General features: G+C 43.3%; 22 protein-coding genes and 2 tRNA genes. All 24 read right to left on the bottom strand.

Going from position 1 to position 22,488, the window contains the following annotated elements; genetic code table 11:
* Window positions 1-15: 15 nt before the first annotated feature.
* The 24 genes from hpt to purR all read right to left on the bottom strand — a co-directional run bounded on the left by hpt (window position 16) and on the right by purR (window position 22,467).
* Window positions 16-558, bottom strand: coding sequence for a hypoxanthine phosphoribosyltransferase (hpt, locus tag LNN34_RS21645; protein WP_038954341.1), 543 nt, complete (start codon window positions 556-558; stop codon window positions 16-18).
* Between the two features lie 2 nt (window positions 559-560).
* On the bottom strand, window positions 561-1,973 hold the full coding sequence (gene tilS / locus LNN34_RS21640; protein WP_229044585.1) for a tRNA lysidine(34) synthetase TilS: 1,413 nt from the start codon (window positions 1,971-1,973) through the stop codon (window positions 561-563).
* 103 nt (window positions 1,974-2,076) lie between these two features.
* Window positions 2,077-3,099 (bottom strand): serine/threonine-protein kinase, encoded by a 1,023-nt coding sequence (locus LNN34_RS21635; protein WP_229044583.1) that lies wholly within the window; start codon window positions 3,097-3,099, stop codon window positions 2,077-2,079.
* A complete protein-coding gene (locus LNN34_RS21630; protein WP_024123631.1) occupies window positions 3,065-3,802 on the bottom strand; it encodes a VWA domain-containing protein in 738 nt (245 codons plus the stop codon). Before LNN34_RS21630 ends, LNN34_RS21635 begins: the two co-directional genes overlap by 35 nt.
* A gap of 84 nt (window positions 3,803-3,886) precedes the next feature.
* Window positions 3,887-6,370, bottom strand: coding sequence for a stage II sporulation protein E (spoIIE, locus tag LNN34_RS21625; RefSeq protein ID WP_215510922.1), 2,484 nt, complete (start codon window positions 6,368-6,370; stop codon window positions 3,887-3,889).
* Window positions 6,371-6,568: 198 nt separating this feature from the next.
* Window positions 6,569-6,640, bottom strand: a tRNA-Glu gene (locus LNN34_RS21620).
* Between the two features lie 9 nt (window positions 6,641-6,649).
* Window positions 6,650-6,726: transfer RNA gene (locus tag LNN34_RS21615), tRNA-Met, on the bottom strand.
* 167 nt (window positions 6,727-6,893) lie between these two features.
* Entirely contained in the window at window positions 6,894-7,280 is a 387-nt protein-coding gene (locus LNN34_RS21610; RefSeq protein WP_003218379.1) for a S1 domain-containing RNA-binding protein, read from the bottom strand.
* 80 nt (window positions 7,281-7,360) lie between these two features.
* Window positions 7,361-7,738 carry a cell division protein DivIC gene (gene divIC / locus LNN34_RS21605; RefSeq protein ID WP_010332711.1) on the bottom strand — a complete coding sequence of 126 codons (378 nt, stop codon included), beginning with the start codon at window positions 7,736-7,738 and terminating at the stop codon, window positions 7,361-7,363.
* 17 nt (window positions 7,739-7,755) lie between these two features.
* Complete coding sequence (yabQ, locus tag LNN34_RS21600; RefSeq protein WP_215510923.1) at window positions 7,756-8,391, bottom strand: spore cortex biosynthesis protein YabQ; 636 nt, start codon at window positions 8,389-8,391, stop codon at window positions 7,756-7,758.
* On the bottom strand, window positions 8,388-8,690 hold the full coding sequence (gene yabP / locus LNN34_RS21595) for a sporulation protein YabP (protein ID WP_024123628.1): 303 nt from the start codon (window positions 8,688-8,690) through the stop codon (window positions 8,388-8,390). The genes yabQ and yabP overlap by 4 nt, the downstream gene beginning before the upstream one ends.
* Window positions 8,691-8,768: 78 nt before the next feature.
* Complete coding sequence (locus tag LNN34_RS21590) at window positions 8,769-9,029, bottom strand: RNA-binding S4 domain-containing protein (protein ID WP_024123627.1); 261 nt, start codon at window positions 9,027-9,029, stop codon at window positions 8,769-8,771.
* A 1-nt stretch (window position 9,030) separates the two neighbouring features.
* Window positions 9,031-10,500, bottom strand: a complete 1,470-nt coding sequence (mazG, locus tag LNN34_RS21585) for a nucleoside triphosphate pyrophosphohydrolase (protein ID WP_229044581.1) — start codon at window positions 10,498-10,500, stop codon at window positions 9,031-9,033.
* A complete protein-coding gene (locus LNN34_RS21580; RefSeq protein ID WP_059334667.1) occupies window positions 10,490-12,088 on the bottom strand; it encodes a putative polysaccharide biosynthesis protein in 1,599 nt (532 codons plus the stop codon). The genes mazG and LNN34_RS21580 overlap by 11 nt, the downstream gene beginning before the upstream one ends.
* Before the next feature lie 181 nt (window positions 12,089-12,269).
* Window positions 12,270-12,806 (bottom strand): stage V sporulation protein T, encoded by a 537-nt coding sequence (spoVT, locus tag LNN34_RS21575; RefSeq protein ID WP_024123624.1) that lies wholly within the window; start codon window positions 12,804-12,806, stop codon window positions 12,270-12,272.
* A 135-nt stretch (window positions 12,807-12,941) separates the two neighbouring features.
* A complete protein-coding gene (gene mfd, locus LNN34_RS21570) occupies window positions 12,942-16,475 on the bottom strand; it encodes a transcription-repair coupling factor (RefSeq protein ID WP_229044579.1) in 3,534 nt (1,177 codons plus the stop codon).
* 69 nt (window positions 16,476-16,544) lie between these two features.
* Window positions 16,545-16,775, bottom strand: a complete 231-nt coding sequence (locus LNN34_RS21565) for an anti-sigma-F factor Fin family protein (protein WP_024123622.1) — start codon at window positions 16,773-16,775, stop codon at window positions 16,545-16,547.
* 60 nt (window positions 16,776-16,835) lie between these two features.
* Window positions 16,836-17,402, bottom strand: a complete 567-nt coding sequence (gene pth / locus LNN34_RS21560) for an aminoacyl-tRNA hydrolase (protein WP_229044577.1) — start codon at window positions 17,400-17,402, stop codon at window positions 16,836-16,838.
* 105 nt (window positions 17,403-17,507) lie between these two features.
* A complete protein-coding gene (locus LNN34_RS21555; RefSeq protein ID WP_044153494.1) occupies window positions 17,508-18,125 on the bottom strand; it encodes a 50S ribosomal protein L25/general stress protein Ctc in 618 nt (205 codons plus the stop codon).
* An 84-nt stretch (window positions 18,126-18,209) separates the two neighbouring features.
* Window positions 18,210-19,163: a ribose-phosphate diphosphokinase gene (locus tag LNN34_RS21550; protein WP_003218353.1), complete on the bottom strand. Its 954-nt coding sequence runs from the start codon at window positions 19,161-19,163 to the stop codon at window positions 18,210-18,212.
* A gap of 22 nt (window positions 19,164-19,185) precedes the next feature.
* Window positions 19,186-20,556: a bifunctional UDP-N-acetylglucosamine diphosphorylase/glucosamine-1-phosphate N-acetyltransferase GlmU gene (gene glmU / locus LNN34_RS21545; RefSeq protein ID WP_202663549.1), complete on the bottom strand. Its 1,371-nt coding sequence runs from the start codon at window positions 20,554-20,556 to the stop codon at window positions 19,186-19,188.
* 191 nt (window positions 20,557-20,747) lie between these two features.
* Window positions 20,748-21,041, bottom strand: a complete 294-nt coding sequence (gene spoVG / locus LNN34_RS21540; protein WP_003218346.1) for a septation regulator SpoVG — start codon at window positions 21,039-21,041, stop codon at window positions 20,748-20,750.
* 194 nt (window positions 21,042-21,235) lie between these two features.
* Window positions 21,236-21,613, bottom strand: coding sequence for a 2-iminobutanoate/2-iminopropanoate deaminase (gene ridA, locus LNN34_RS21535; RefSeq protein WP_003226738.1), 378 nt, complete (start codon window positions 21,611-21,613; stop codon window positions 21,236-21,238).
* Complete coding sequence (purR, locus tag LNN34_RS21530; protein WP_024123618.1) at window positions 21,610-22,467, bottom strand: pur operon repressor; 858 nt, start codon at window positions 22,465-22,467, stop codon at window positions 21,610-21,612. The genes ridA and purR overlap by 4 nt, the downstream gene beginning before the upstream one ends.
* Between the last annotated feature and the right edge of the window lie 21 nt (window positions 22,468-22,488).

Below are 22,488 nucleotides of genomic sequence, written 5' to 3'. Positions count from 1 at the left end.
GAAGCAGGCTGCCGATCAGCTTTCATAAACTGCCGGTTTTAACACTCCGATATAAGGCAGATTGCGATAGCGCTCAGCATAATCAAGTCCGTAGCCCACTACAAACGCGTCAGGAACTTTAAAGCCGACGAAGTCTGCTTTAATGTCCGCTTTTCTTCCGCTTGGTTTATCCAAAAGGGTAACAATCTTAATTGATTTTGCTTTACGGTATCGGAAGAGCTCTACTAGATAACTTAAGGTTAACCCACTGTCGATGATATCTTCAATAATTAAGATGTCCCGGCCCTCTACAGATGTATCCAAATCTTTAATGATTTTTACTTCTCCAGATGAAACCGTAGATTTTCCGTAGCTTGATACATCCATGAAATCCATTTCCAAATATGTATCAATATGCTTGATAAGATCCGCCATAAAAGGAAGAGCTCCTTTTAACACACCGATTGCCAACGGAAATTTATCTTGATACTCACTTGTTAAGTCTGCACCTAACTCTTTTACTTTCTCTTGTATCTCTTCCTCTGAGATCAGAACTGTTTCAATATCATGTTTCATCATGATTATGCTTGCCCCCTACACTTTTCATGCTGTCTATATTGTAATACAATGCGGTCACTGTTTGGAATCACAAGATCTTCAAAAATGGATTTTTTCAAGCCCGGTATCCAGATAATTTCACCGCTTGCATCCGTCACAACCGGCCAGTTGTCTCTTTCTTGCAGAGGCAATTTCTTATCAATAAATATATCCTTTACCTTTTTCGAGCCATTCATCCCTTTTAGTTTTATCCGATCGCCGGCTTTTCTTGTCCGGATCATCAAGGGAAATCTCACCTTATCTTGACTTGTAATAAAAACAGAATTCCCATGTCCTTCAAGAGGTTCCGCGTTATGCTTTGCCTCTATCAGAAATCCGTTTGGGAGCACTGCCGTCTCATCGGCAGCTCCGCTTATTTGATATTCAAAGGGAACCTTTTTGCACTGCCATTGTTCAAATGTAAACAAACATGTCTGATATGATTTGACCACCTTCAGTCCTTTCGGAAAGTCCAGTACTCCTGAAGGACCGCCCTTATCCGCCCAATCCAAAAACTGCTGAATATGATGAGCTGAAAAGGATGATGGAACGTTTTCATAAAGATAGTTTAATATTAGTTGAACTCCTCTTCTTTGTAAAGGCATCGGGAGGGCAAGCAATTGAGAGGAATTGATTTCAACTGATATTTTAGACTGGCTTGTGATTACTTTATTCATTTCTTCTTTCGTTAATGACTGTAAGAATTGCTCATCTTCAGTCAGCGCTTCGCTTACTTTCTGAAACCTTTTATGCACATCCGGTGATTCCTGTTTCAAAAAAGGGAGCACTGCTTTTCTGAATCTGTTTCTAGTGTAATCATCTTTGGCATTGCTTTCGTCCGTCCGGTAGCTCAAAGCGTTTTCATGGCAATAATGAAGAATCTCTTCTTTTGTAATGGCTAGAAATGGTCTGATCATCTGTCCCGTTTCAAACCGTCTTACCGGCTGCATGCCGGCAAGTCCAGCTCCGAGTGTGCCTTTGGCCAGTCTCATAAGCATTGTTTCAACCTGATCATCTCCATGATGAGCAAGTGCAAGATAATCCGCTTGATGCTTGGACATCACTTCCTTAAAAAACTGATATCGGCAATCACGGGCAGCTGCCTGCTTGTTGAGTCCGTTTTTCTCAGCATACGCAGTTACATTGATTTGAGCCGTTTCACATTTGATGTGTTCAGCCTCACAATACGCTTGGACAAAACGCATGTCTTCCTCAGATTGCGCCCCTCTGAACCGGTGGTCTACGTGAGCCGCAATCACATTGGCTGAACGGCCGTATAACGCATGAAGCGCGTGAAGGAGAGCCATCGAATCCGGACCGCCGGAAACGCCTACAATAATTGTCGCCCCTTTTAACGTAAGATTGTGTTTGATAAAAAAATCTTTGACACTGTTCACAATGTCCTCCTCACAATGAGCAGGTATTTTAAAGATATTCATATCCTATCACTTTCAATCCTTCCAAGCAAAGAAGAAGCATGGGTATTGCAGATTGCGGCTGTCAAATAAGGAAAAAGATAATGTAAGCGAAATAAAGCGCCAAAACACTGATTACGATAAGAGCGGTTTCGAATAACCCTCCGGACTTAGCGCCCTTCTTTTTAGGTGCATATCTCGTCTGTGTTACTTTACTCTGGCGCATGTTTTGCTGTCTTTGTCTTGAGATAGATTGCGCCGAAGTTGGCGTTTTTCCAGCCTGTTTTCTTTGCGCTGCCTTTTGCCCTGCTGCGAGCATCTCTCTTTTCATCTCGTCAGCGGAATCATAATGGCCATTTAAAGCAGAAATAAGCACTTTTTTATACTTTTGCAGCACCGGACTGCCCTCGATTAAAGATCGCAGCTGTTCCTTTGGCTGGCTTGTTTTTTTGAATTCCTTTTTATGTACACAGTTGATCATAATCATAGCAACCGCAAACAAGTCATAAGAGGGCTCTGCTTTTCTTGTCCCATACCCCCAATATCCTCTGTCGTAAAACTCGGTATACTCTTTTATCGCTCGGCCCTCCTTGGTTGTTCCGCCTACATCTACGCAGCGGATTCTGGCCGGCGGTCCGGTGACAATCAGATTATCCGGCTTAAGGTCGCCGAATATCCACCCTTGCTGATGAAGCACGGATAAGCTGGTTAACAGCTGAATCATCAAGACCGGAATCCATTCTGCTCCTTTGTCACTGACAAACTGTAAAAGCAGCGGGCCTTTTATGTATTCCATTGCATAAAATGAAACCTTTGTATTAGCACTGGGAATAAAGGCATCATCAGTGTCAAAAAAAGAAGGCCCCATCGTTACGGACTGGGCCTTTGAAAAAGATTTTAAGACATTCACTTCAGAAGTAATAGACAGGCTGTCATCACTTACCTTTAAGGCAACATGTCCATCTGATGCTTCTGCCAAATACACAATTCCATTGGCCCCTTTTCCAAGCTGTTTACGCAGTGTGTAAGTATTTCCATTCCACTTGCCCTTTACTCTCGTTCCCGGCTTGAGGCTACATGCCAAACTCGTCAAAGTGTCGTTCATCATCTGCCAGCATGCTCCTTCTTGAGCGGATTTTTTCGAATTGCTGTGTCGCTTCACGAATCGCCGGACCTGTCGGCGTGATGCCGCCTGTCGATAGCTTCGCAAAGAGTGTGGAAAGAGATTGCAGCTTCGGTGTCCAATTTAGCACAAGCTCGACCTCTTGTTTTTTCCCGGGAAATATACACATCGCAAATTCGTTATTCCCTATTCGGGAGTTAAGACTCACGGACAAGTCAATCAGTGCTTCTTTCACTGTAGGCAGCTTTGGCGCCATACTAGCGCTTGTATCAACGAGAACCAAAACCTGAAGATGCACCGTTTCTCCCAGTTCATCTACCACTTCCATGACTTCGCCGCGTTTTTCCGGAGAAAGCTCCTCCATTTCCACATTCTTTCCCAGGATTTGCTTCAGTTCTTGATTCACCACCCCTTGCAGGGTTTGCGTCATTGCTTTTTTCGTTACCATTTGAACCGTTTGCGAAAGCTGTGATGCGTAAACGACCTGATGCACGCCGCCTCCAGCAAGCGCAATCCCTTCGACTTCTTTCATAGCCTCGTGGTCAATTTTGTTTTCTTCCATTATACCTATGACATTTACTGTAATCCCTTGCTCTTTAGCAAAAGCAGCCATAGCAAGCGGGTCTTCACCATGATTTGAGCAGCCATCCGTTATCAGCAGAATTTGATTCAAACGTCCGTTGTTCACATTCATTCCTCCTGGAGAATACGATGATTCTCAGATTCATATAGTTCCATCTTCGCCAGAAGAAAATTGATTTATACGGAAGCGTTATGAAATTTCTTGTTTGCTTTGAAAGATAGCCGGAACGGGAATAGACGCCCACTTTGGTGTATTGTGATCAATTCGGACGACAACAACCGTCATATCATCATCAATTTGGCCTGATCTTGTGCGAATCACTTCCTCCATGAGTAAGTCAGCAATTTCCTGCGGATCATCTGTTTTTAACCCTTTCATTTTGCGCTTCATCCATAAATCATGATTTTCCACGTGTTTAGGGCCTTCGAAAATACCGTCACTCATCATGATCAGGAGGTCTCCCGCCTTCAGCTGCTCGCTCACAACCTCAACGTCGAATTCGTTAATAATGCCGATTGGCAGATTGCTCGCTTGGACTTTCATCACCTGCTCACCCCGTTTGATAAAGCTCGGTGTTGATCCAACCTTTAAAAACTTACAGCTCGCATCCTGAAGGTCGATAATAGAAAGATCGAGCGTGGAATATATTTCATCGGTTGTCCGCAGAGACAGTATGCTGTTGATCGTTTTGATCGCTATTTTTTCATCAATTCCTGATTCAAGGATCTTTTCAAGAAGTTTTATCGTTTCATTGCTTTCAAAGTGAGCCCTCGCGCCATTGCCCATGCCGTCGCTGATAGCAGCTGCATATTTTCTTGCGCCTAGCTCCATCATGCTGTAGCTGTCGCCGGAGACAAGGCCGCCGCCCTTCGCCGCATGAGCCGCACCCGTAGACACTCTGTACGATTTTGTTGATCCAAACGCGACATGGCTGTATCCATTTGGATGCGGAGAATGCTGCTCGGCTTTCACAAGAACTTGCTCTTCCAAAATGTCAGAAAGCATAGGTGCTATGATTTTTTCACTTTCTCCATGCCCGCTGAATGGGATTGTCATTTCAATATCAATGTTTCCCTGTTCAAGGCTGTAAATCTCCACCTGCTGAATCTCTATTCCAAAATGCTGAAGAGCCTCAATAATTTGTTCTTCTTGGATAAAGTGCTGCTCCCTCTCCCTTTTTATTTCCCGAGAAAAGTCTGCCATGACCTCTGAAACACCCAAGAGCTGTTCAGCTACAAGCCGCCTGCTGTCCTGCACTTTTTTCTTAAGGGTTAAATGCGCATGATGATAGGCAAGTTCATCCTCTATCAACTCTTCAACCTGACGCGATTTAGAGCAATACTGGTGAAACTCTTTTTTCAGCCTTCTGTTTGAAGCATACTCTTTTTCCTCTGTTTCAAGCATAACTTGTTTCATTAAATCATATGTTTTATCAAAGTTCTGAACCCAGCACCTGTTTTTCTTGTAGCACGTTTGACAGGAATGCTCTGTAATTTTGCTTAAAAACAGATCGACCTCGCTGTCATCTGTTTGTTCGTCAGACGCTTGATAAAAGGTTGCAAAGCTTTCTGACAATGCATGAAATACATTGGAGAACTGATCCACCTTTTGAGCAGTGACATCTCTGATTTTTCTCGCGTATTGCTGCTGCTCCTGAAGATGTTCCACAGTGCCCGGAATATATCTCGCCACTTTTCTTGTAATGGACTGAGGCGTAAGCAGAAACAGGCCAACTGCTATCAATGACTCATAGAGCGTTGTCATCAGACCGGCAGAGCCTTCTCCATATAAAGAAATAAGAAGCGATCCGATAATCAGCCCGATTGCCGCACCCGCTTTTTTTCCTTCTTTCAGCAAACCGCCTAATAAGCCCGAAAAAGCGAGCAGACTCATTTGATAAAGATTACCGATATTGGCTAAGCCGAGAATCAGGCCTGTCACGACACCCACTGTACAGCCGATGCTTGCACCGCCGATGAAGGAAAAGCTTAATACAACATAACGGGCCAGAATATGTTCTGCCTGCATCCCTTGATAGGACAAACCTGCAAGTCCAGTCAGCACCGAAGCAATCAGAATCATAAAGCAAATGATTTCTTCTATTTTTAAGGATTGTTTTACTTTCTTCACTGTAAAAATCGGAAGGCTTTGGAGGAAAATCAGCGTTAAAATAAAGGACAGCCCCGCTTCTACAACAGCCATCACATAATCATAGGTTGTAAACGCGCCATTCTGAGCGTAAACAAAACCCGCTCTTGCCGCCGCCATGGAGAAGAACACGACAACCGGAAGGGCTTTCACACGATCATCTGTGATGAAGGATGCTACTTTAGAAAACACGAAGAATGCAAGCAACGCCGCTAATATGAGTAATGAGTGCTTCGGAGAAATTGTCATTGCACCTGCAAGCACAGCCAGCACTGCATACAGCGCCTTGTCTCTTCTGATCAGAAGCATTGCCCCAAAGAAAGGAAGGGCGAAAGGAAGGACCTCGGATAATATGAAAGCTCGTCCAAGCAAAAACCCGATGACGACATAAATGAATCCTTTATAGAAAAACAGTGAATGCAAATGATGAGTCACCAGCTTCGCTCCCCTGTTAAAAAACGATTGGAGTTTTTCAAAAGCTTGTCCCGCCATTGGCCCGTTCACTCTTCTTTCTGCTTTTTCCATTTCTCTCATCTCCCACCTGTTATATTCGTTGCCTGTCATTATAGCGAAAGCACAGATAGGATTTTGTCAAAAGAAGGTAAGTATACCAAAGAAGTCTTCGACGGTTTCTGCCCTGAAATTCGTTTATGCGGAGAATTTCCAGAAAGATGTCTAAAAATGAAAAAATCGGCTTCTGTAACAGAAACCGATTTTTCAGTATGACCCGTACGGGATTCGAACCCGTGTTACCGCCGTGAAAGGGCGGTGTCTTAACCGCTTGACCAACGGGCCTAACAAATATGGTAGCGGCGGAGGGGATCGAACCCCCGACCTCACGGGTATGAACCGTACGCTCTAGCCAGCTGAGCTACACCGCCATATTGTTTTGTGCTTCTAAGCACAAGTTATATAATACAAAGGTTTGTCCTTTTCGTCAACAGAAACTTTAATGTTATAATTTTCTGACTCTTGCCTTGAGAGAGCATATAAAAAAAGCACCCGTTGGGACGAACGGATGCTTCATTTATTTATAGAAAGCAGCAAGTTATCCTCTTCTTGCTCCGCGCCCTCCACGTTTTGATTCCGTATTGCGTTTTAAAGATGACAAGCGATCTTCGCTATCTTTTAAAAACTTGTTCATTTTCTGTTCAAAAGATTCTTTCGGACGGAAATCATTTCTAGGTCTGGCTTGCGGACGGTCTTTAGCTTTTTTAATAGATAAACCAATTTTCCCGTCTTTTTCAACGTTGATGACTTTCACTTCAACTTGGTCGCCGACTTTTAAGTGATCATTAATGTCTTTAACATAATTATCGGCTACCTCACTGATATGAACGAGACCGGTTGAGCCTCCAGGCAATTCAACAAATGCTCCAAAATTTGTAATACCTGTAATTTTCCCTTGCAACTTGCTGCCCACTTCAATCGACATAAAAAAAGTGCTCCTCCTTAGGCTTATAAAAAGATCGTTTGCTTAATTATACCTAAATAAAAATTTAAGTGTCAACAAGGCTACTTGTTCTTCTTCTCCACATTAAAGATTATTTCACCGTCTCCAGACATGAATAAGTCTCTTCTGGCAAGCTCTGTGACGTAATCTTCATCTTTTAATTTGGATATTTCTTCTTTTAAATCCGTTTGCTTTGTCTTTAAATTCTTCAGTTCTTTTTCAAGCTGTTCTTTCTTTTCTTCTTTTGCGCTAAGGGAAGATGTTTGGCTCCATACAGAGCTTGCCAGTACAATTGCCGTCAGAAATACGAGAGCGCCGAATACAGTCAACCGTCTGTACAGCCCTTTTCTTCTTCTTTTCTTCAGCTGATTTTGCCGCTCTACTTTTTCTTTATAGTCGTTTTGTATTTCAGTTATCGTTCGTTCCCTGGAAAAATTCAAATCAGACGGTCCTCCTTTCATCTCTTCAAAAAACGTGTAATGGTCGTTCTTATGGTTACCAATAGTTTCTTCTTCTTTTTTAGAAATCCTGCACCTTTTTGAAAATATCGTCTGAAAGTTAGACGCAGTTTTTCAGGAAGAAGTTTCATACATTGTTTAACGATAAAGCGGATCGGAAAACACAGAACCATGACTATTTTATAAAGACATAACAAGAGAAAACCGATCAGGCGGTATGTTCTCTGAAAGAGAAACGTGACCAGCCAGATGATGACTCCGCATGTCCACACAATAGGACGAAATAACACGTGCTGAATGAGCTTTTTTAAGAATTGATAAACAGAAACAACAAGATAAATGACGAATTTCAGTATTTTTATATAGATTCGTTTGCAAAGGCTTTGATACGTCGCAACGCCCAGCAGAACCGCCAAAAAAATGTACAGCCTGAATTCTCCCTCATTTACATGAAGCAAGACATAAAAGAAGAGCAGCCCCTGCAAAATCCAGAAAAGAATATCATGAATAAATAAAAGCCACCTGGCTGTTCTGGCACGAATGACAAAGAGCCTGTACGTATCAAGCGACGCGCCAAGCCAGAGGCCCATACCGGACATCGCCAGCATTGTATAGAATTGTGTCGTCAGCGTCATTTAAACAACTTGCTAAAAAACCCTTTAGCTTTATCCCCTTGTTGCTCGTCTAAATACACTAAATCAAATACCCTGCCTTTGATCGAAACAATCCCTTTTTCTACATCAAGATTTTTCATTTGAAGGTTTTCGCCTCTGACTGAGAGCATTCCCATCACTGTTTCCAGCAGGAATTCTTCGTTATCAAAGCTTTCAACTTGCTTAACCCCAGAAATATCTAAATGTTTCCGGCCTTTCATTGTCACATCGTGCTGTTCCGGAACAGAAGAAGAACCTTTTTGTTCATAATATGAATTCATCTATTCAGCCCCCATATCCTCGATACTTTTAGCATTATTACTGCATTGTATGAGGCGGGGGATTCTTTTAGAACAAGCCTATTCGCCGAGTTTTTCTTCCTTTAGCACCGTATACATATTTGCGGCTTCTTCTTTTTTCGTCGTGTCTTTGAGCTCATTCACTTGTACCGTTACAAGCTTTTGGCCGAAGCGGACCGTTAATTCATCTCCAGGTTTTACGTCTGAGCTTGCTTTAGCCTGATTTCCGTTAATGGAGATTCTGCCTTGATCAGCTACTTCCTTCGCTAGTGTACGTCGTTTAATCAGCCGTGATACTTTTAAAAATTTATCTAATCTCATATTATGATCTCCTCTCAGTTTCTTTTGCTTCATTCCACAGGTTGTCCATGTCCTCAAGAGACATATTAGCCAGCTCGATTCCCTTTTCCTTCGCTGTTTGCTCAATATAAGAGAAACGTCTCCGGAATTTATCGTTTGTCATCGCCAATGCTTCCTCCGGTTCTATTTTGTAGAAGCGGGCTACATTTACCAAGGCGAAGAGAACGTCGCCAAATTCGGCCTTGAGATTGTGTTCATGAGGGTCTTCAGAAACCTCCGAAGAAAATTCCTCCATCTCCTCATTCACCTTTTCCCAAATATCACTCACATCTTCCCAGTCAAAACCGACTTTTGCCGCTTTTTTCTGAAGTTTAGCAGCTTTAGAAAGAGCAGGAAGGGTTTTCGGGACGTTGTCTAACAAGGATTCTTCAGATGTATGTTTTTCGGCTTTTTTAATATCTTCCCAATTTGCCAAAACATCGTTTTCATCCTGAACCTTAACATCTTTAAACACATGGGGATGTCTTCGGACCATTTTTTCACTGATCCCTTTAATCACATCATCTATTGTGAAATAACCATCATCTTCACCGATTTGCGCGTGAAGCAGGACCTGAAGCAAAACGTCGCCAAGCTCTTCGATCATATGGTCTGTGTCTTCTTCGTCAATTGCTTCGAGAAGTTCATAACACTCTTCAATCATGTATTGTTTTAATGACTGATGAGTCTGCTTTTTATCCCACGGACAGCCGTTAGGCCCGCGAAGCTCTCTGATGATGCGCCGAAACGCGGAGAACTCCCGGTACAGCAGCTTCTCTTCTTTAATCGGCGGAATATACACACTTGTTAAGTTATTCATGGCGACATTACGGTCCAATTCAAATAAAGGCACTCTCCGGATTTCCTCATCGCGGCTTCCGGCTGCCGTTACAATTACAACTTCATAATCATCCGGCAGCTTCTCCATTAATGTCAGCTTCACTTCAGATGCAGTCATTTGGTCGTAAACCTGACAAATGATCAGGTGATGTCTGAGCTCAAGCTCATCCGCGCTCAATGTGCCGGCATCCACAAATTGAAGGCCTTCAATGGGATCAATTTGCAAGGCATTAAAAGTGGCATCAAGAAAACTTTGTCCTCCCGCGACTTTCACCTGAATGTTTTTTTCTTCCTGCCGCTCCGTCAGCAGCTGTACTGTTTTTTCCGCTACAAATGGATGCCCCGGAACCGCATAAACAACGTCCTGATGCTTCGCTTCTCCAAAGAGAATGTCAGCAATTTCTTCGTATACCGCATCAAACTGGTCGTGCTTCTCATATATATCATCAAAATAACGAATGTTCTTCGCTTCGCTTTCTAGCTCCTGAATTAAAGGGTGGTCTTTTGTTCTGACAAACAAAGTGTCCGCCTTTGTCAGCAGCTTATGTATGCCAATTGTCAACTGGTCCATGTCTCCGGCGCCAAGCCCGACGACTGTAATGTTACCTGCCATTTTGTTCTCTCCTTCTTGTGAGTTTGCTTAACTTGCTGCCAAAAGGCACACTGTTGAGCTCTTCATCCGTAAATATTCCCAATTTCATCATACAATAAATAAACACCGCGCCTCCAATGGCGACAGCAGAAACACTTTCAACCGCCGCATATCCTCTTCCTTCCGCATCAAACAGAAAAGACCAAAGGCGTAAATAAGCAAGCAAGACAGCCGACATCAATAAAGCGGACCCAATAATCGGAAGCATAACGCCTCTCAGCTTGTCCAGCCATTCTTTTTGCCGCAAGCGATATAAATTAAGGCCGGCGACAGCTGCAAAGGTAGCCGCTGTCGCAAATGAAGCCCCTTCAATTCCATAACGCGGAACTAAAAAGGTATTTAACACCCATTTCACAGCCACGCCTGCGCCTACCGCTATTGCAGGAAACACCGTGTTTCCCGTTCCCTGTAAGACAGCAGCAGCCGTGACCGCCAAGGACGCAAACAAAATGGAGCAGCTAAATATCTGTAACGCAGCTGTTCCTTCACCATTTTGAAACAGCATAATGTTGACCGGCTTGAGGATGCAGATGAGACCGGCAGACGCCGCAACGCCAATCGCAAGACACAGCTTTAAGGAAGACGTCACTCTTTGTTTCATCACCAGCATCTGATTGTCCTTTACCGCCTTTGAAATCAACGGTACGAGTGAGGTCCCGATGCCCATTGCGAAAACAGAACCGAGCTGCAAAAGAGGCTGCCCCCGGTCATAAATTCCTTTCAGCCGCTTTGCTTCTTCACTCACCTCACCGCCAGACAGCAAAGAATATAAATTCAGCGCATCGACAAGCTGAATAAACAAAAGCAGCAGGCTGCTGACACAGATCGTGACCGAATATAAAAGCAGTTTCTTAATTAATTGATTTGTTGTAATGTGATTTTCTTTTTCTATTTCCGCTTTTTCAGGCTTTTTCGTTTTGAACCAAAAAAAGACGAGGATGATTAGCGCAATCAAACTTCCGGCAAGAGAACCAGAAGCAGCTGCCGCTCCCGCAGTATAAAGCGAGGCACCCTTTTTGATGAGCCAAAAAGATAACCCTAAAAGCACCGCTACTCGCAGAAACTGTTCCATGATTTGCGATAAAGCGGATGGGAGCATATTGTGCCTCCCTTGAAAAACGCCTCTGAGCAGCGCGACAAATGGAAACAGAAGAAACGCATAGGCAGTTACTTGTATTAACTGGGCGAGATGCGAATCACCCATAAACAGAGCGATCGGAACAGCTCCCATATATAAACACAGAAATAAAAAAACACCTATTACCGATAAAACCAGCGCTGAAATTTTCATTATGGTGTTATGGCTTTTTTCACTATAATCATTCATCAGTTTAGAAATAATCACCGGAAATCCTGATGTTGAAAGCATGACGGCAATACCGAGAAAAGGGTATACCTGCTGATATATATAAAATCCAACATCGCCGACAATGTTTTGAAATGGGACTCTGTAAACGGCGCTTAGTATTTTTGAAATAACGCCTGCCAGAATTAAAACAAAAGCCCCCTGCCACATCCAATGCCGTTTGACGCGTATTGAATCATCCATCCAAAAGCTCCTTCCCAACGTCAGGGGCCATGCAGAGTGTGCAATGACCTTGGTACAAATAAAAACGAGGTTATTATACCATATCCCAACCCTTGGAATCCTTTTTCGGCCTGCACAAAAAAGAACAGCGTCCAAAGGAGAGCTGTTCTTTCTATACCTATTTTGATAATTGTAATAAGACCTACTGTTCCATTTGACGAGCCAAAAACCCAGCTGCTGTTTCAACGGCTTTATGCTCTACTTCGCCCATCGTCTGATCCTTTGAAAAAATCACGACCGCACCTATCGGGTCGCCATTCGCCACAATCGGACCGACAGTATACGAACTCATATCTTCATCTATGCCATTCACAAGCTGCACGGATTTTGCATCACTCTCAAGCACGGAACTTCTCTGATCCATTGTTTTTTCCAGCATTTCGCTGATCGGCTTGTTTAAGTAGTCTTTTTTGGAACTTCCGGAGACGGCAATGTAGACATCACGGTCACAGATAAGCACTGAGTGGCCAAGACTGTCATAAAGCGCGTCTGCATACTCCTTTGCGAAGTCTCCAAGTTCACTTATCGGAGAGTATTTTTTCAAAATAACTTCTCCGTCACGATCTACAAAAATCTCAAGCGGATCGCCTTCCCTGATTCTCAGCGTTCTGCGAATTTCTTTAGGAATCACGACCCGTCCTAAGTCATCAATACGACGTACGATACCGGTTGCTTTCATCTCTGGTGCCTCTCTTTCATTTGATGGTTATACAATGTGGGAAAGACCTAAAGCAGTTACTTTATGTACCTTCCGCCTCGCTTGAAATTAGTATCCGTCACATCAAATGTAATATACACCAGAGAGTAACAAAATTTACGTTGATGAAATGGTTTGTTTTTTCACATCTTTAAGGCCCTTCAGCATGCCCAGCACGGTTTCGAGCCATTCATCCGCAGTCTTGCCTTTCGTTTGAACGGAAATTTTGAGTTTTTTCCCTTCCATTCCCAGCCCGATTTGTCTGCCGTATTTGTTGCCAAGCTCAAACAGTTTCTGGCCGTCAATATCAGCACTAGCCTCTTCAGAAATGGTCAGCCTGACTGCATCTTTATCTTGCTTAATCAATTCGACCCGTTCATTTTTCGCATAAACCTTCATTTCAGCTACGGTAAACAAGTATTCAACTTCTTTTGGATAATTTCCAAACCTGTCAATCATCTCATCTTGAAGTTCATTTTTCTCTTCAATTGAAGCCACAGATCTGAAGCGTTTATACATATCAATTTTCTGTTTGCCGTCTTGAATGTAAGTTTCCGGAATGTACGCATCAAGCTCAAGATCAATTTCTGTTTCAAAATGCTCCGTTTTCGCTGTATCGCCTTTCCGCTCTTCAATGGCCTCCTTCAGCATTTGCGAATAGAGGTCAAATCCGACCGAATCGATAAAGCCGTGCTGCTGAGCGCCAAGAAGGTTTCCGGCTCCGCGAATCGTTAAGTCGCGCATGGCGATTTTAAAACCAGATCCCAGCTCCGTAAATTCTTTAATCGCCTGCAGTCTTTTTTCAGCTACTTCAGTAAGCACTTTATCCCGGCGATACGTGAAATACGCATACGCTACACGGTTAGAACGGCCGACACGTCCACGCAGCTGATAAAGCTGGGAAAGACCCATCTTGTCGGCGTCAAACACGATCAGCGTATTCACGTTTGGAATATCTACACCCGTTTCAATGATTGTTGTGCTGACGAGAACGTCTGATTCCCCTTCCAGGAAACTCAGCATGACAGCTTCTAATTCATTTTCTGTCATTTTCCCGTGGGCATACGCAACCTTCGCGTCAGGGACAAGCATTGAAATCTCATCTGCTTTCCGTTCGATATCCTCTACCCTGTTGTATAAGAAATAGACTTGGCCACCGCGCGCAAGCTCGCGCTCAATCGCCTCTCTGACTAGGGCACCATTGTATTCCACAACATACGTCTGTACAGGGAAGCGGTTTTCCGGCGGCGTCTCGATCACCGAGAGATCCCTTACGCCAAGCATAGACATATGCAGCGTACGCGGAATCGGTGTCGCTGTTAATGTTAATACATCCACATTGGCTTTAATCTGTTTGATCTTTTCTTTATGGGTGACACCAAAACGCTGCTCCTCATCAATGATGAGCAGCCCTAAGTCTTTATAAACAACATCTTTTGATAACAGTCGGTGTGTCCCAATGACGATATCAACCGTTCCGTTTTTCAATCCTTTGATCGTTTCGTTTGCTTCTTTTCTTGTTCTGAATCGGCTAAGCAGTCCGATATTCATCGGGTAGTCCTGAAAGCGCTCTGTAATGGTCTCATAGTGCTGCTGAGCCAAAATGGTTGTCGGAACAAGCAGTGCGACCTGTTTTCCATCGGCGATTGCCTTAAACGCCGCACGGATGGCAACCTCTGTTTTCCCGTACCCTACGTCTCCGCAAAGCAGGCGATCCATCGGCCGCTCTCTTTCCATGTCTTTTTTGATTTCGTGAATGGAACGGAGCTGATCCTCGGTTTCTTGATAAGGGAACGCCGATTCAAATTCACGCTGCATTTCATGATCAGGAGAAAACGCATAGCCCTTGCTCGCTTCCCTTTCGGCATACAGTTTAATTAAGTCATCAGCGATGTCTTGAACGGATGTTTCTACTTTTTTCTTAACCCGCTTCCATTCACTGCCGCCTAACTTATACAGCTTCGGCTCTTTTCCTTCAGAGCCGACATACTTCTGTACCTGGTCAATTTGTTCAACCGGCACATAAAGCTTGTCGCTTCCCTGATAGTGAATGTTCAAATAGTCTTTGTGAATTCCATTGATCTCAAGGGTTTCGATCCCTAAATACTTTCCGATCCCGTGATTAATATGAACGACATAATCACCAATTTGAAGCTCGGAATAGCTCTTGATGCGCTCTGCATTCGTAAGCTTCTGTTTTCGAGGCTTCTTTTTCACGCGGTTTTTAAACAATTCTTCTTCAGTAATGACAGCAAGCTTCATTAACGGCAGCTCAAATCCTGATTGAAGCTCGCCTTCCATAATATAAACCTGTCCCTGAACAAGCGCCTTTTTGCTGTCAGTCATCGCCGCTTCGATTTCATAATCGGCCAAAACAGAAGACAGTCTTTGTGTACGTTCCTTATTTGCTCCCAAAAACACAACGGTGAAGTTTGATTTTTTAAACCGCTCCATTTCACCGGCAAGTACATTCATTTGCCCGTGGAAGCTCTGCATTTGTCTGCTGGATACATTTACGATATTTTGCGGGCTCGTATGCTGAACATGGCGTAAAAACAAAGAATAGTACAGCAAAGGCCGTCTTTGTTCAGCCACTATTTTTTGGAAGCTGAATGACAGACTGATGTCATGCAAAATCTTCCCTTCCTCCAGAAGATTTGTGACAAAGTCCGCTTCTTCCTTTTGAAGCTGCTCTTCCATTTCATGAATCCGGCTGACTTCGTCCAAAATAAGAAGCGTGTTATCAGGTGTATAATCTAGCAAACTAGCAGGTTTTTCATAAAAATATGAAAGGTACTTCACCAGTTCCTGATCTGTCTGGCCTTCAGATAAACGCTCTTTATCATGAGAAATATTCATATGCAGGATTTCTTTTTGCTTGTCGAGCTTTAATTTTTTCAAGCTGTCGGCAAGGCCTTTATCCATCTTCTCTATAGCACGTGCTTTTTCTTCAGCTCTGATAATCAGTTCCTTTGCCGGACCGATACTGATGGAGGTCAAGGTTTCAATTGACCGCTGATCATCGGAGTTAAAGCTGCGGATGGAATCAACCTCGGTGTCGAATAATTCGATTCTGACCGGATGCTCAGAGGTCAGCGGATAAATGTCGATAATTCCGCCGCGAATACTGAATTCACCGGGTGCAGAAACCATATCAGACCGCTCGTATCCCACCTCTACCAGTCGGGATGCCAGCTGATCCGGTTCGATATCATGACCCACCTGAATGAGCATTTGGCTGTTTTTCCATACCTCTACCGGCGGCAGCATTCTTCTGACAGCCGCTACTGGAGCAACAACTATAGGCGTTTCTCCGTTTGTTAATCTATTAATGACATCTAAGCGCTGCGCCCGCAGTTCAGGGCTAGCCACCGCGATTTCTGATGATATGAGTTCATTGACGGGGTACAGAAGGACAGACCGATCCCCAAGAAGTGAAGTCAGATCATCCGTTACTTTCTGAGCTTGGTATAAATTATGGGTGATTAGAAAGATAGGCTTATTCGTTTCATTAGCCAGAGCAGCAGTAAAAACAGAACGCGCGGAACCTGAAAGACCCGCGAGCAGTTGTTCCTTCAGCCCCTCGTTTAAACCGTTGACGATGGATTTGAAGTCATCGCTTTCTTTAATAAAGGTTTGAATGTTGTCCATATGGCCCCTCCTCTCTGTTTTCTGTAAGAACAGAAAAACGCTTTGGTCTAGTGTCTACACCAAAGCTTTTTATTGAATAAATGTGTGATGTTCGTGGTAATGCGGATTTCGTTCGAGCGCCTCTTGGCAATCTTCACATATTGTAAGAACATGGACATCTCCATTGTCTTTATATGAAATCATATCGTTTCTTTCCTCGTTTGTTAAGTGCTCAAATCCAAGTGAGTTTGTCGATACCATGGAAGATTCCAGACTTCCAACTTTTACTCCGCAATGACGACAATAATAATGCAAAGCCATACAAGGGACCCTCCTGATGAAAAAGTCATTTTGGTGTAGTATGGACTTTGATTATGTATTTTATACCTTCGCGTTGAATTCGTTCATAACCTCTAAAAATGGTTTGCTGAGAGAAGCCTCACAAGCCTTAACGGACTTTCCAATCGCTTCATCAATTGCTGGTGTTTCATCCTTTGTAAAAGCACCTAAAACATAATCAACCACCTTCATCCCGTTCACTGGCCGCCCGATTCCGATGCGGATGCGATCAAACTCAGGTGTTCCGAGATGCTGGATCAGTGATTTGATGCCATTATGCCCGCCGGCACTGCCTTTCGTTCTTAGACGAATCTTGCCAGTCGGCAGATCAAGGTCATCGTAAATGACTTTTAAATCTTCGTTGTCTACATCATAATAATCCATTAAAGGCCGCAAACATTCTCCTGATAAATTCATATATGTAAGCGGTTTAACAAGTAGAACCTTTTTGCCGGAAACAAATCCGGTTCCGTATAATCCGTTAAATTTGCTCTGGTTCAGCTCAATGTTCCATTCCTTCGAAAGCTGGTCTATTGCCATAAATCCGACATTATGCCTTGTATTTTCATAGTTCTTTCCCGGGTTTCCGAGGCCAGTAATTACAAGCATGGCAAATCCTCCCTTAGTCACATAAGCTCCCGCTCTAACACGGGCTATAATTCTTCTCATTCTAGCACAAAAGACGTAACCGCGGGAGGGTTACGCCTTAAGCTATTATTGATTTTCGTTTTCACCTTCAGGCTGAGCATCGGCAGTTTCCTCAGCGTCTGTTTCTGCAGCATCCTGCTGCTGCGGAGGAAGAATAGAAGCCACAACTTCATCTGATTCGTGATTATAGGAGTAGTCACCGCCGGCAGGCAAGTCCTCAATCGTGAGTACATCATTTACATCAAGACCAGAAATGTCTGCCTCGATCGATTGCGGAATTGCTTTTGGCTTCGCCTTCACAGTAAGAGCGTAAAGCGGCTGTTGCAATACGCCTCCATTTTTCACTCCAATTGCTTCTCCGGTCAGATGAATCGGCACTTCCACTTCAATTTCTTCACTCATATTGACTACTTGGAAGTCGGCATGAGTGACCTCATTTTTCAGCGGGTCCGTTTGCAGCTCTGTTACCATGACAGCGTGCTTCTCTCCGTTGACGTCGAGTGTAATGACTGTATTCTTGCCTTCATCCCTCAGTGTTTTGATAAGTTCCACACTGTCTAAGGATACCGGTTTGTTTGCCGTGTCTTTTCCATAAATGATACCTGGAACATGTCCTGAAGTACGGATATCCCGAAGAGACGAACGGGTGAAACCTGTTCTTTCTTTTGCCGTTAACGTTGCCATATTCAGCACCATCCTATTATCGTTTTATTGTCCTATTAGAAACAATACCCAAAACGATAAAGGTTTAAACCTTTCAAAATCGGTTTAGCTGAACAGGTAGCTGACAGATTGCTGCTCATGAACGCGAATAATCGCTTCAGCCAGAAGCGGTCCGACTGAAAGCTGCTTAAACCGTTCAATTTTCTTTTCTTCAGGAAGCTTGATGCTGTTTGTCACAACAAGCTCTTTAATTGTTGAGTTATTAATCCGTTCAACAGCAGGTCCTGATAGTACCGGATGTGTACAGCATGCATAAACTTCTTTTGCTCCGTTTTCAACAAGCGCATTAGCTGCAAGTGTAATGGTGCCGGCAGTATCGATGATATCATCGATAAGGATAGCGGTCTTCCCTTCGATATTACCTACAATATTCATGACTTCTGCCACATTCGGTCTCGGACGGCGCTTATCAATGATCGCAATCGGCGCTTTTAGTCTGTCAGCCAGTTTGCGGGCACGTGTCACACCGCCGTGGTCTGGTGAAACAATGACGATATCTTCAAGGTTTTTGCCTTCAAAATATTCTCCTAAAATCGGAACACCCATTAAGTGGTCAATCGGTATATCAAAGAATCCTTGAATTTGCGGTGCATGCAGATCAAGCGCAATGACACGAGTCGCACCGGCAGTTTCAAGCAGGTTTGCGAAAAGCTTTGCTGTGATTGGCTCACGGGATCTAGCTTTTCTGTCTTGACGCGCATAACCGTAATAAGGAATAACAATGTTAATGGTTTTTGCAGAAGCGCGTTTCAACGCATCTACCATAATCAACAGTTCCATAATATGCTCGTTAACGGGGTCACTTGTAGACTGGATGATGTAACAGTCACATCCGCGAATACTTTCTTCTATATTAATTTGGACTTCCCCATCACTAAATCTTGTGACAGAACACTTCCCTAATTGAACTCCAACTATATCTGCGATTTCTTTTGCAAGCTCTGGATTAGAATTCAAAGAAAAAATCTTTAAATTCTTATCTCCGTATTGATTAGACATGGATAAACCTCCGAATTTAGGATTATTTTTTATGAATATTTTTCACATAATCGTCTTTATTTACTTGTCTCGCTCTGGCAATAGCAAGTGCTTTTCCAGGTACATCTTCCGTAACAGTTGAGCCTGCCGCTACATAAGCGCCTTCTCCGACTGTAACAGGGGCAACCAAATTGGAGTTGCAGCCGATAAATGCGCCGTCTTCAATTTTCGTCAAATATTTATTCTCTCCATCATAATTGACAGTAATTGAACCGCAGCCCAAGTTGACGTCTGTGCCTACTTCGGCATCCCCGACATAGCTTAAATGAGAAGCCTTGCTTCGGTCTCCGAATTGCGTCTTTTTGATTTCAACAAAATTCCCGATCTTCACTTCATTCCCGATGACAGAATCAGGCCTGATGTGAGCAAAAGGTCCTATGTTTACATCATTCCCCACTTTACTGTTATTGACTACCGATTGTTTAATCACAGTACGGCTGCCAATTGAACTATTCATAATCTCAGTATGAGGGCCGATAATCGTATCTTCTCCGATTTGCACCTCACCTTTAATCACAGTTCCAGGATAAATCACAGTATCGCTTCCGATGACAGCTTCAGGAGAAATATACGTATTCATCGGGTCAATCAGCGTAACGCCATTTTGCATATGCCGTTTATTAATCCGCTCTTTCATAAACAATTCAGCCTGAGAAAGAGCAACTCTATCATTAACTCCGAGCGTTTCTTGGAAGTTACCAGTCTGGTAAGCGGCAACAGTTTCGCCTTCATTTTTGAGGATCTCTATCACATCCGGCAAATAATACTCGCCTTGAACATTATCGTTCGATACTTGGTCAATGGCCCGGAATAGAGCTTCATTATCAAAACAATACGTTCCAGTATTGATTTCAGTCACAAGACGTTCTTCCTCTGAAGCGTCCTTGTGCTCCACGATTTTTTGAACCGCTCCGCTCTCACCGCGAATGATTCGGCCGTATCCAGTCGGATCTTCTGCAACTGCAGTCAATATCGTAGCTTTTGCTTCTTTTTGTGTATGTTCTTTCAGCATCGCTTCCATTGTCTCCGCTGTTAAAAGCGGCGTATCTCCGCAAATGACAATCGTTACACCTTTTTCGTCAGCAAGAAATGGCTGTGCCTGTTTTACAGCATGAGCAGTGCCAAGCTGTTCTGCTTGAAGCGCATACTCGCTTTTATCACCAAGCTGCTTTTTCACTTCTTCCGCACCATGTCCGACAATCGTGACAAGCTTCGTTAAAGATAACTTTAAGGCTTCGTCTACGACGTGCTCTACCATAGGCTTACCGCAAACTGGATGAAGGACTTTGTAAAGCTTTGATTTCATTCTCGTTCCTTGTCCAGCCGCTAAAACAACTGCAAACCGCTTATCCATTTAATGGCCTCCAATATCCCTTTTATCCATAGAAAAATATATCCTAAATATCAGTTGATTTCAAGGAGACTTCATGAAGTGCAAGCATTTTCTATGGGTGCATTTTAGTTTGAAAAATCAGAATTAAAAAAGGACTGCCGGAAAAAGGCTTGTCTCAGCCCTATCAGCAGTCCTTGCTTTTTGGTTATTTTTTAAGAAGCCCCAGCTTCTTCGAATTCTAATGCTTCAGTGTCACCCAGACGATGATACTCATTTAACACGGCATCTTGAATCTTTCCTCGCGTGCTTGAATTAATTGGATGAGCAATATCGCGGAACTCTCCATCAGGGGTGCGTTTACTCGGCATCGCAACGAAAAGACCATTGTTTCCATCAATCACACGAATATCATGAACAACAAATTCGTGATCCAGCGTGATGGATGCAATCGCTCTCATGCGACCATCGGTATTCACGCGGCGTAATCTTACGTCAGTAACTTCCACAGTAGTTCACCACCTTTTCCCTATATAAAAGCATTAGTGTATCAATTCCACGATTTTTTCTGAAATCCTGCTGTTTTTTAAAATATTTTTTGAAAAAATAGGATATAGTTACACAATTAGGTCATAACGCTTTTATTTCGGGCATAAGGTAAATAAAAAAGTGATTCCGAGTTTACCCAGAATCACTTTTCTTATTATTTTACTAACGCAATCACTTCAATTTCGACTAATGCATCCTTTGGAAGTCTCGCAACTTCAACGCAAGATCTCGCCGGTTTGTGCGTGTCAAAATATTGTCCGTACACTTCGTTCACTTCCGCAAACTGTTCCATGTCCGCGATAAATACAGTTGCCTTTACAACTGTTTCAAAAGAAGCACCCGCTTCTTCCAACACCGCTTTTAAGTTGCTGAATACTTGATGCGTCTGCTCCTTAATATCACCGTTTACCATCTCGCCTGAAGGCGTCAAAGGAATTTGGCCTGAGCTGTAAAACATATTATTGACGATAATCCCTTGTGAGTAAGGCCCAATTGCCGCTGGGGCATGTTTTGTGTGGACTGCTTTTGTCATGATTCCGTCTCTCCATTCTTCAAAAGATTGTCTTTAAAAAAACGCAGAAAATTGCCATTCTGAATTTCAATGGACTTATCTTTCATGTTGATCGTTGAAAGAGTTAGAAGTGACATATATTCATCAACAAGACGTTCATCTACTCCTTCGGCTTCGACCAAGACGCCGATCCCCGCGACATTCGCATTAAACTCATCCAACAGGTTAATCATACCATTAATTGTGCCGCCTGCTTTCATAAAGTCATCAATAATGAGTACGTTTGAACCCGTTTTCATGCTTCTTTTTGCAAGTGACATCGTTTGAATGCGGTTTGAGGAGCCTGACACGTAATTAATGCTTACCGTGGAGCCCTCCGTTACCTTGTTATCCTTGCGCACAATGACGACAGGCACATTCAGATAACTCGCAGCTGCATACGCAAGAGGGATGCCTTTCGTGGCAACGGTCATGACAACGTCAATTTCGCGGTCCGCAAATACAGAAGCAAACAGCTTTCCAACCTTGGAGAGAACAGATGGCTTTCCTAAGATATCCGTTAAATACACATAACCGCCCGGAAGGATACGCTCAGGATTTGCCAATGACTGTCCAAGTGTCTGAACGAACTCTTCAGCTTCAGCCTGCTTCATTTTCGGAATATATTTGACACCTCCGGCAGCACCGGGAACAGTAAGCAAGGTACCAATCCCCTGCTGCTCAAAGGTTTGCTTTATAATTGTTAAATCTTCACTGATCGATGATTTTGCAGATTCATACCGCTCAGAAAAAAAGGTTAACGGTATTAACTCGTGCGGATGGGTTAACAAATAATTTGTTAAGTCCACCAATCTGCCGCTGCGACGAAACTTCATGAACTTACCCCCAAAATCCGA

The sequence above is a fragment of the Bacillus sp. AF23 genome, assembly GCF_020861455.1.
GTDB lineage: Bacteria > Bacillota > Bacilli > Bacillales > Bacillaceae > Bacillus > Bacillus halotolerans.
Note: the sequence above shows the minus strand (reverse complement) of the source record. Positions and strands in the feature narration are given on the sequence as shown.

Excerpts from the sequence above, each read along its gene's own strand:
- hpt (WP_038954341.1), bottom strand. The coding sequence starts at position 558 with ATGATGAAACATGATATTGAAACAGTTCTGATCTCAGAGGAAGAGATA.
- LNN34_RS21635 (WP_229044583.1), bottom strand. The coding sequence starts at position 3,099 with ATGATGAACGACACTTTGACGAGTTTGGCATGTAGCCTCAAGCCGGGA.
- spoIIE (WP_215510922.1), bottom strand. The coding sequence starts at position 6,370 with ATGGAAAAAGCAGAAAGAAGAGTGAACGGGCCAATGGCGGGACAAGCT.
- LNN34_RS21610 (WP_003218379.1), bottom strand. The coding sequence starts at position 7,280 with ATGTCGATTGAAGTGGGCAGCAAGTTGCAAGGGAAAATTACAGGTATT.
- yabQ (WP_215510923.1), bottom strand. The coding sequence starts at position 8,391 with ATGACGCTGACGACACAATTCTATACAATGCTGGCGATGTCCGGTATG.
- yabP (WP_024123628.1), bottom strand. The coding sequence starts at position 8,690 with ATGAATTCATATTATGAACAAAAAGGTTCTTCTTCTGTTCCGGAACAG.
- LNN34_RS21590 (WP_024123627.1), bottom strand. The coding sequence starts at position 9,029 with ATGAGATTAGATAAATTTTTAAAAGTATCACGGCTGATTAAACGACGT.
- mazG (WP_229044581.1), bottom strand. The coding sequence starts at position 10,500 with ATGGCAGGTAACATTACAGTCGTCGGGCTTGGCGCCGGAGACATGGAC.
- LNN34_RS21580 (WP_059334667.1), bottom strand. The coding sequence starts at position 12,088 with ATGGATGATTCAATACGCGTCAAACGGCATTGGATGTGGCAGGGGGCT.
- spoVT (WP_024123624.1), bottom strand. The coding sequence starts at position 12,806 with ATGAAAGCAACCGGTATCGTACGTCGTATTGATGACTTAGGACGGGTC.
- mfd (WP_229044579.1), bottom strand. The coding sequence starts at position 16,475 with ATGGACAACATTCAAACCTTTATTAAAGAAAGCGATGACTTCAAATCC.
- LNN34_RS21565 (WP_024123622.1), bottom strand. The coding sequence starts at position 16,775 with ATGGCTTTGCATTATTATTGTCGTCATTGCGGAGTAAAAGTTGGAAGT.
- pth (WP_229044577.1), bottom strand. The coding sequence starts at position 17,402 with ATGCTTGTAATTACTGGCCTCGGAAACCCGGGAAAGAACTATGAAAAT.
- LNN34_RS21555 (WP_044153494.1), bottom strand. The coding sequence starts at position 18,125 with ATGGCAACGTTAACGGCAAAAGAAAGAACAGGTTTCACCCGTTCGTCT.
- LNN34_RS21550 (WP_003218353.1), bottom strand. The coding sequence starts at position 19,163 with ATGTCTAATCAATACGGAGATAAGAATTTAAAGATTTTTTCTTTGAAT.
- glmU (WP_202663549.1), bottom strand. The coding sequence starts at position 20,556 with ATGGATAAGCGGTTTGCAGTTGTTTTAGCGGCTGGACAAGGAACGAGA.
- ridA (WP_003226738.1), bottom strand. The coding sequence starts at position 21,613 with ATGACAAAAGCAGTCCACACAAAACATGCCCCAGCGGCAATTGGGCCT.
- purR (WP_024123618.1), bottom strand. The coding sequence starts at position 22,467 with ATGAAGTTTCGTCGCAGCGGCAGATTGGTGGACTTAACAAATTATTTG.